The organism is Marilutibacter aestuarii (assembly GCF_006546775.1).
In the GTDB taxonomy this organism is placed as follows: domain Bacteria; phylum Pseudomonadota; class Gammaproteobacteria; order Xanthomonadales; family Xanthomonadaceae; genus Marilutibacter; species Marilutibacter aestuarii.
In genome coordinates this window covers 1-7,400 of record NZ_VICE01000013.1, presented here as the reverse complement: position 1 = coordinate 7,400, position 7,400 = coordinate 1, and the positions used below count along the sequence as shown (strand labels likewise).

The 7,400-nt window shown below is 71.4% G+C and carries 9 protein-coding genes; 6 read left to right on the top strand and 3 right to left on the bottom strand.

Annotated features, from left to right (window positions below):
- The coding region (locus FKV25_RS01740; protein WP_170218470.1) for a serine hydrolase domain-containing protein at positions 1 to 1,226 on the bottom strand (1,226 nt) is incomplete at its 3' end.
- 293 nt (positions 1,227 to 1,519) lie between these two features.
- Here FKV25_RS01740 and FKV25_RS01735 point away from each other — a divergent pair.
- The 3 genes from FKV25_RS01735 to FKV25_RS01725 all read left to right on the top strand — a co-directional run bounded on the left by FKV25_RS01735 (position 1,520) and on the right by FKV25_RS01725 (position 3,635).
- Entirely contained in the window at positions 1,520 to 1,870 is a 351-nt protein-coding gene (locus tag FKV25_RS01735; protein WP_170218469.1) for a metalloregulator ArsR/SmtB family transcription factor, read from the top strand.
- 25 nt (positions 1,871 to 1,895) lie between these two features.
- Positions 1,896 to 3,353, top strand: coding sequence for a DUF2867 domain-containing protein (locus FKV25_RS01730; RefSeq protein WP_141517069.1), 1,458 nt, complete (start codon positions 1,896 to 1,898; stop codon positions 3,351 to 3,353).
- Between the two features lie 75 nt (positions 3,354 to 3,428).
- Positions 3,429 to 3,635: an oxidoreductase-like domain-containing protein gene (locus tag FKV25_RS01725; protein ID WP_141517068.1), complete on the top strand. Its 207-nt coding sequence runs from the start codon at positions 3,429 to 3,431 to the stop codon at positions 3,633 to 3,635.
- Here FKV25_RS01725 and FKV25_RS01720 read toward each other — a convergent pair.
- Positions 3,632 to 4,921, bottom strand: coding sequence for an MFS transporter (locus tag FKV25_RS01720; protein ID WP_141517067.1), 1,290 nt, complete (start codon positions 4,919 to 4,921; stop codon positions 3,632 to 3,634). The two genes, FKV25_RS01725 and FKV25_RS01720, sit on opposite strands and share 4 nt — an antisense overlap.
- A 222-nt stretch (positions 4,922 to 5,143) precedes the next feature.
- Here FKV25_RS01720 and FKV25_RS01715 point away from each other — a divergent pair, with 222 nt between their 5' ends.
- Complete coding sequence (locus FKV25_RS01715; protein ID WP_141517066.1) at positions 5,144 to 5,479, top strand: zinc ribbon domain-containing protein YjdM; 336 nt, start codon at positions 5,144 to 5,146, stop codon at positions 5,477 to 5,479.
- 18 nt (positions 5,480 to 5,497) lie between these two features.
- On the opposite strand, the gene FKV25_RS01710 is transcribed toward FKV25_RS01715, so the two are convergent.
- Entirely contained in the window at positions 5,498 to 5,752 is a 255-nt protein-coding gene (locus FKV25_RS01710) for a GIY-YIG nuclease family protein (RefSeq protein ID WP_141517065.1), read from the bottom strand.
- 77 nt (positions 5,753 to 5,829) lie between these two features.
- On the opposite strand from FKV25_RS01710, the gene FKV25_RS01705 reads away from it, so the two are divergent.
- Positions 5,830 to 6,510 carry a GNAT family N-acetyltransferase gene (locus FKV25_RS01705; protein WP_141517064.1) on the top strand — a complete coding sequence of 227 codons (681 nt, stop codon included), beginning with the start codon at positions 5,830 to 5,832 and terminating at the stop codon, positions 6,508 to 6,510.
- A 33-nt stretch (positions 6,511 to 6,543) separates the two neighbouring features.
- On the top strand, positions 6,544 to 7,400 hold an 857-nt coding region (locus FKV25_RS01700), incomplete at its 3' end, for a DUF1615 family protein (RefSeq protein ID WP_425462596.1).

Below are 7,400 nucleotides of genomic sequence, written 5' to 3'. Positions count from 1 at the left end.
TCGGCGGGCGAGGCGAGCAGGCCGCCCGCGTCGCCGGCCCGGAACACCACGCCGAAAGCGCGCCAGTGCAGGCCGCCATCCGCGATCGGGGTGAGGTGGAAGGACCAGTAGGCCGGCTGCCGCGGCATGGTCAGCGTCATGCCGCCGCGGCCCGGCACCTCGGCAATGGCGATGGTGCCGAAGTCGGGATGCGCGTAGCGGCCCGCCCGCGCACGATGCGCGTCCGCCAGCGGCACTGCCTGGGGACGCGCCGGCGGTGGCGCCGGGGGTGTCGGTCCCAGCAGGCCACGCAGGGTCTTGCCCATCCGCAGCACCGGATAGTCGAAGAGGTTGCCGGCGAAGGCCACCGACAGATCGCTGTCGCGCCAGGCGATGGCATTGGCCGAGTAGCCGGGCAAGGTGCCCTGGACCGACACGTAGTCGCCGTTGTCGTCCTGTCCGGTGTCGATCGATCCCAACGGATCCTCGTCGACGAAGAGTTCGGGATAGGCGCCATCGGCGAGCGTGCGCGCCCATCGCGCCAGGTCCGGCGCGGTGGCCACCAGGCCTGAACTGCCGATCTCCAGGGGCGCCGGCACCGGCGTCATGACGCCTTCGGGTTCCGGCCCGGCCGTGTAGGGCAGGGCGCCGTCGGCGAAATGGTCCGCGGTCTCCAGCGCGACCTGGCTGTCGCTCATCCCGGCCGGGCGCAGGACGCGATCGCGCGCCACTTCCGCGAACGGGCGACCGCTCGCGCGCGCCACCACCTCGGCCAGCAGGGCGTAACCGACGTTCGAATAGCGTTCCTTGCCGGGCGCTTGCAGGCGGCGGGGGTGCGCCGCCAGCCAGGTCGCGACGTCCGCCTCGCCGGTGCGGAAATCGTCGGGCAGGTCGCGCGGCAAGCCCGCGCTGTGGTGGAGCACGGCGCGCAGGCTCATGCCCGGCCGGTCGGCGAGGGGCTCAAGCCAGTGGCCGACCGGCTGGTCCAGCGATACCGTGCCCGCGCGCTCGAGCTGCACCAGCGTCGCCGCCACCACGCTCTTGGTGACCGAGGCGGCGCTGTACCGCGTCGCGAGGCTGTGCGCGCGGCGCGCAGGCCAGTCGGCATGGCCGTAGTGGCGGACCAGCACCGGCTGTTCGCCGCGCATGACCACCAGCGTGCCCGACAGGTCCGCGTGCGAAGCGAGTGGCGCGAAATAGGCATCGACGCGCTCGGCCAGCACGGCGTCCTCCGCGACGGCCGCCATCGGTGGCGGTGCCGGGACGCGCTGGGAAATGCCGGTGCAGCCTGTGGAGAACACCACGAGGGCGGATGCCAGGAGTGCTCGTGCCGTCCATGGCGTCCGTCGGGGGAGTGCGCCAAGCATGCGCATATGAAGTCTCAACTGTATTAGTGATATATAACACTATCAGACAAACACACCTGGTTGGAAGGTGCGTCGTGCGGCGCAGGTCCGGGCACGAGACTGCCCGTCCGGGGCTTGCGCGACGGGCCCGGCTCAGGTAAATAGTTAATAAATTAATTAACTAGTGTGTCCCGATGTCCATCGATCGCGTCTTCGAAGCCCTCGCCTCCACCCCGCGCCGCAAGATCCTCGCTTACCTCAACGAGGGCGAGATGACGGCCGGCGAGATCGGCGAGCGCTTCGACTTCAGCAAGCCCGCACTGTCGGGCCACCTGCGCGTGCTCGAAGAAGCCGGGCTCATCGTCCGCGAGCGCCGCGGGCAGTTCGTGTACTTCCGCCAGCAACCCGAGCGCCTCGCCAACACCCTGTTCGCGTGGGCATCGGAGGTATGCCCCGTGGCCGGGCCGCTCAAGCGCGAGAGCCAGGGACGCGCGCGAAGCCTGCGCGCACCGGCGGCCGAAGGTGGCGCACGCGACGATGACTGAGACCGTGACCGGCAAGGAGACAGTGATGGAACACACGACCCAGCGCACGGACAGCTTCCCCTCGGTGAGCCTGCGCCACCACGACGGGGGATTGCCGGTCGAGGTGACCCTGGTCGGGCAGCTCGGCCCCGGCAGCGGTGACCGCCTGATCGCCTCGGTCGGCGCGCGGCAGTCCCGGCATCCGCGCCACGTCGATGCACTCGACGAACCTTCCGCGCGCCTGGGTGCGATCGACCTGGCCCGGGGCGATGCGACGGCGCTGTACTCGTTCGTGGTCGGGCCGCAAGGCCACCCCTTCCATCGCCACGCGGGCCATCGCGTGTTCACCGCGGTGGTCGGCAGCGGCGGCGCCAGCCTGCGCTTCTCCACCGCTTCTCGCGCGCAGCTCGAGCGTGATCCCGACCAGTTCTTCCACGCGCTGCACTGCGTCCACGTCCCGCCCGATGCCTTGGTCACGGTGCGTTTCGGTGGTGATACCTGGCACCAGTTCGCGCCGCTGGGCGAGGACGGGCGCAATCCGGTGTTGATGGCCCTGTCCTGCCACACCAACGAACTGGGCGGCACCCTGGATCCGGGTCTGCGCGCGCAGGTCGAAGCGGGCGAGGGCGACATACCGACGCTGACCGAACTGCTTCCCCCGGTGCTGGCCGAGCGGGTGCCGCGCGTGCTGCGCGCCGGCCGCGTGCCGGTGACGGCGCTGTCCTTCAAGGCGCCGGTGTCCAGCCTGTCGTGGCGCGTCTGCATGCACCTGCGTTCGGTGGCCGGCGCTGTGCTGGGCCGCTGGCGGCACTGGCGCGTGCCGGTCGGCTTCCTGACGCATCGGCATGCGCGTTACCCGGTGACGGCAAGCGCGACGGTGCCGGCCGACAGCGTGCTTGCCGGCGTGCTGCCGGGACCGGGCGTGCACGAGGACTGGTTCGAGCTCGAACTGCCGGCCGGTTCGCTCCCGGTCGCCCGCGCCGCTGATGCCATGACGGCCGTGCTCGAAGGCTTCCTCGACAACCAGGCCGCCACCGTCTCCGGGCTGATGGCCCTGCGCAACGTGCTGGTCAAGCCGCTGGGCCTGCGCACGTCCAGCATCGGCTGCCCGGCCTCGTCGCTGCTGGGCAGGCCGGACGGCGCCCGGCTGTTTGCAGGCCGCTTCCCGGTCCTCGACAGCCGGAACAGCCAGGACGGTGCCTGTGTGCAGGTATTGCTGGGCGCGGACGACCGCCACCTCGCCTTCCGCTCTTGCGTGCGCGTGCAACGCGCCACGGACGGGCGCCTGCGGGTGGGCCTGGGCACCCGGGTGCGGCCGGTCAATGCCTTCGGTCGCTTCTACATGGCCGTCATCAAGCGCGTGCACCGCCACTACATCGCGCCGACCATGCTGCGCTCGGCGGTCGCCCATGCCGTGCGCACGCGCGCGAGCCAGCCGCTGCCCGGCCTGGCAGCGTCTCGGGGAATGGATGGCGGCGTGCCCGATGCATGGGAAAATGGCTGAGCCGACGTGGCCTGCCTCGCGGGTCCCGGAGGCTTCACGCCATCCGCCGCGCCCTAGAACCGAACGCTGCCCCACATGACGACGCCCCCCCGCGATCCCGACGCCGATCCCAGGCCGGTGCCGCCCGAAGCGCCCTTGCCGACCGACTGTTGCGGCAGCGGCTGCCCGGTCTGCGTGCTCGATACCTACACCGAGGACCTGCATCGCTACCGGGCCGACCTGGCCGCGTGGCGGGCGCGTCATCCCGAGGCCGACGATACCCCACGCGCAGGCGGGGCCTAGGTCCCCTCGCTCGTGCCCGGCGGGCGCGGCGGTCGTGGCTGCAGGGTGAAGCGTGGCCGGGCGCCGTCGAAGCGCAGCCGCAGCCGGCGATGCCGCACCAGGTAGTGGAGGCCGACCAGCGCCGCGGCGAAACCCGACGCGCCACCGATCCCCAGCGACCACCGCGGCCCCCAGGTGTCGGCGACCCAGCCGATGATGGGTGCGCCGATCGGCGTGCCGCCCAGCGCGATCGCCATCAGGATCGCCATCACCCGCCCGCGCATCGCGGGATCGGTCGACAGTTGCACCGCGCTGTTGACCGACGTGGTGAAGGTCTGCGCGGACAGGCCGACCAGGACCAGGGTCAGGCCGAAGAGCCATTGGCTGGGCATCACCGCCGCCAGGCAGAAGCCCAGCCCGAACACCGCGGCGCCGCCGAGCAGCGCGGTCACCGTCGGCCGCGCGCGACCGGCTGCGAGCAGGGCACCGGCGACCGAGCCGATCGCCAGCATGGAAGTCAGGAAGCCGTACTGGCCGGCGTCGCCGTGGAACACCGTCACCGCCATCGTCGAGATGTAGATCGCGAAGTTCAGGCCGAAGGTGCCGATCAGGAACAGCATCAGGAACATCGCCTTCAGGTCCGGGCGCCGCCAGACGTAGGCGAATCCATCGACCAGGCCGGTGCGGCTGCCGGCGGGCCGCGTCCGCGTCCGCAGCGCGTCCAGCTGCAGCAGGCCCAGCGATGCGATGACGGCCGCGTAGGTCGCCGCGTTGATGAGGAACACCCAGCCGGCGCCGATGTGGGCGATCAGCACGCCCGCCACCGCCGGCCCGATCATCCGTGCGGCATTGAAGGAGGTCGAGTTGAGCGCCACCGCGTTCGACAGGTCGTCTTCGTCCACCAGGTCGGACACGAACGTCTGTCGGGCCGGCGCGTCGAACGCCGTCACCGCGCCCAGGGCCAGGGCGAATCCGTAGACGTGCCAGAGCTGGACGTGGCCGAGGATGCACAGCAGGCCCAGGCCGAGGGCCAGTGCACCCATGCCGGCCTGGGTGGCGACCAGCAGCTTGCGACGGTCGAAGTGGTCGGCCGCGTAACCGGTCAGGGGCAACAGCAGCACCCGCGGACCGAACTGCAGCGCGGTGACGATGCCAACCGCGGTCGCATTGTTGTCGGTGAGCTGGGTGAGGACGATCCAGTCCTGCGCGATGCGCTGCATCCACGTGCCGACGTTGGACACGATCGCGCCGAGTGCCCAGACGCGATAGTTGCGGTTGCGCAGGGAACGGAACGTGCCGGTCCTCATCGACCGCGCCCGCCTCCGCGGGCGGCGCGGCAGGGCTGCAGTCGGGGGCCGTGACGAAAGTCGGGCATCCAGCGGGCAGGCGTCGTTCGAGGTGGCATGCGCGAAGTGTAGGCGCAGGCCGTGCAAGGCCATGCGAGGACGGGTACGCGGCGTCGCGGCCGGTCGCGTTCGCGGCGGCGAGCGGCGACAATGGCCGATCGACGTCGAACTGGATCCCTGCACATGCCCGCGCCCTGCAGCCAATGCCATTCCGGGTACACCTACGAAGACGGCCACCTCGTCGTCTGCCCCGAATGCGGGCACGAACAGGCAGGGGATGCCGAGCCGGTGCCCGGGGAGCCCGACCCCGGTGTACGCGATGCCCATGGCACGCCGCTCAGCGATGGCGACACGGTCACCGTGATCAAGGACCTCAAGGTCAAGGGTTCGTCGGCGGTGGTGAAGGTGGGGACCAAGGTGCGCAACATCCGGCTGGTCGACGGCGACCATGACATCGACTGCAGGATCGACGGGATCGGCGCGATGAAGCTCAAGTCGATGTTCGTCAGGAAGGCCTGACGTCCGGCCCGCCGCGCCTCAGTCGGCGCCGGTCGCGCACAGGGCCCGTTTGCGGGCAGGCGACAGTTTCTTGATCGCGTGTTCGGCGCGGCTGGCGGAGGCGCGGTCGGGGTGCCCGAAACTGCCCAGTAGTCGCTCCGGCGGCCAGGCACGGGTGAAACGCGCGCCCTTGCCGGCCGCGTGTTCGGCATAGCGGCGCACGACGTCGGTGGCGATGCCGGTGTAGATCCGGCCACCACGGCATTCGATCAAATAGACGTACCAGGGCGCCATGGCGGCAGTGTAACGGCGGCGCCCGGTCGCGGCCGCGCCATGGTGCAGACTAGGGGGCCGCCACCCGGTCGCGACCCATGCCGCACGCGCTCGACAATCCCGTCTGGGCTTCGCTCACCAGCCTGCATGCAGGGCTGGCCCGCCGCGGCGACGGCCTGGCGGCCTATCCGGCTGCGATCGCCCCGTTCGCGGCGGTCGAGACGGAAGGCGCCGACGCGGGCGGCCTGGAGGCGCTGGTCGACGCGGGCCAGTCCGTCCTCTTCGTGGGGCCTGCACCGCAACTGTCGCCGCGGTGGACCGGCTCCAGGCCCGTGGCGATCGCGCAGATGACGCTGGAGCGTCCGCTGGATGCGCCCGCGGGACCCGAGGTCATCGCCCTGGGCGAGGCGGACCTCGCGGACGTCCTCGACCTCGTCGCGCGCGTGTACCCGCACTACTTCCGCCCACGCACGATGGACATGGGACGTTACTTCGGCATCCGCGTCGACGGCGTGCTCGCGGCGATGATCGGTGAGCGCATGGGCTTTCCCGGCCACCGTGAACTGAGCGCCATCTGCACCGATCCGGCCTTCCTCGGCCGCGGCCTCGCGCGGCGCCTCATGGCCCACCTGGCCAACGACATCCTGGTGCGCGGCGACCGTCCGTTCCTGCATGTCAGCCACGGCAACCGCCGTGCGAAAGCGCTCTACGAGGCCGTCGGCTTCCATCACCGCCGTGACGTGCAACTGCTCGAGGCCCGCCGCGCCGTCCTGGGCTGATAGCCTGAGCGCCCGTCCCGGACCGGTACCCGCATGCCATCGAACGATCCCGTCCCCGCGCGCGCGCTTCGCGCCGTCATGCTCCTGGCGACCGTCCTGGCACTCGCCGCATGCGCCTCGGGCCCGGCATCGAAGGCCGGTTGGCGTCCACCGGCCGAGGTGCGCGCCGAGATCGCCAGGCGCATGCCCGCCGGCGTCGCCGACCGCGAGGGCTGGGCGGCCGACATCCAGGTGGCGTTCGCGGCGCAGGGCCTCGTCCCGGACGCGGAGAACCTGTGCGCGGTGCTGGCCGTGACCCAGCAGGAGTCGAGCTTCCAGGCCAACCCGCCCGTGCCCGGCCTGGCGCGGATCGCCCGCGGCGAGATCGATCGCCGCGCCGCGGACGCGCACGTACCCGGCTTCCTCGTCGACGCCGCCCTGAAGGTCAAGTCCGGTAACGGGCGCAGCTATGCCGAGCGCCTGGCCGCGGTACGCACCGAGCAGGAACTCAATGCGATCTTCGAAGACTTCACCCGGCGCGTGCCGATGGGCGAGCGCCTGCTGGGCGGCTTCAACCCGGTCCGCACCGGCGGGCCCATGCAGGTCAGCATCGCCTTCGCCGAGGCGCATGCCGATGGCTACCCCTGGCCGCTGGAGGGCAGCATCCGCGACGAGGTGTTCACCCGGCGCGGCGGCATGTATTTCGGTATCGCCCACCTGCTGGGCTATCCCACCCGCTACGAGCGGCCGCTGTATCGTTTCGCCGATTTCAACGCCGGCTGGCACGCCAGTCGCAACGCCGCGTTCCAGGCCGCGGTCACCGAGGCGACCGGCATCGGCCTGGCGCTCGACGGCGACCTGCTGCGCCCGGGCGCGCCGCTCGACGCGCCCGGCAGCACCGAGCGCGCGGT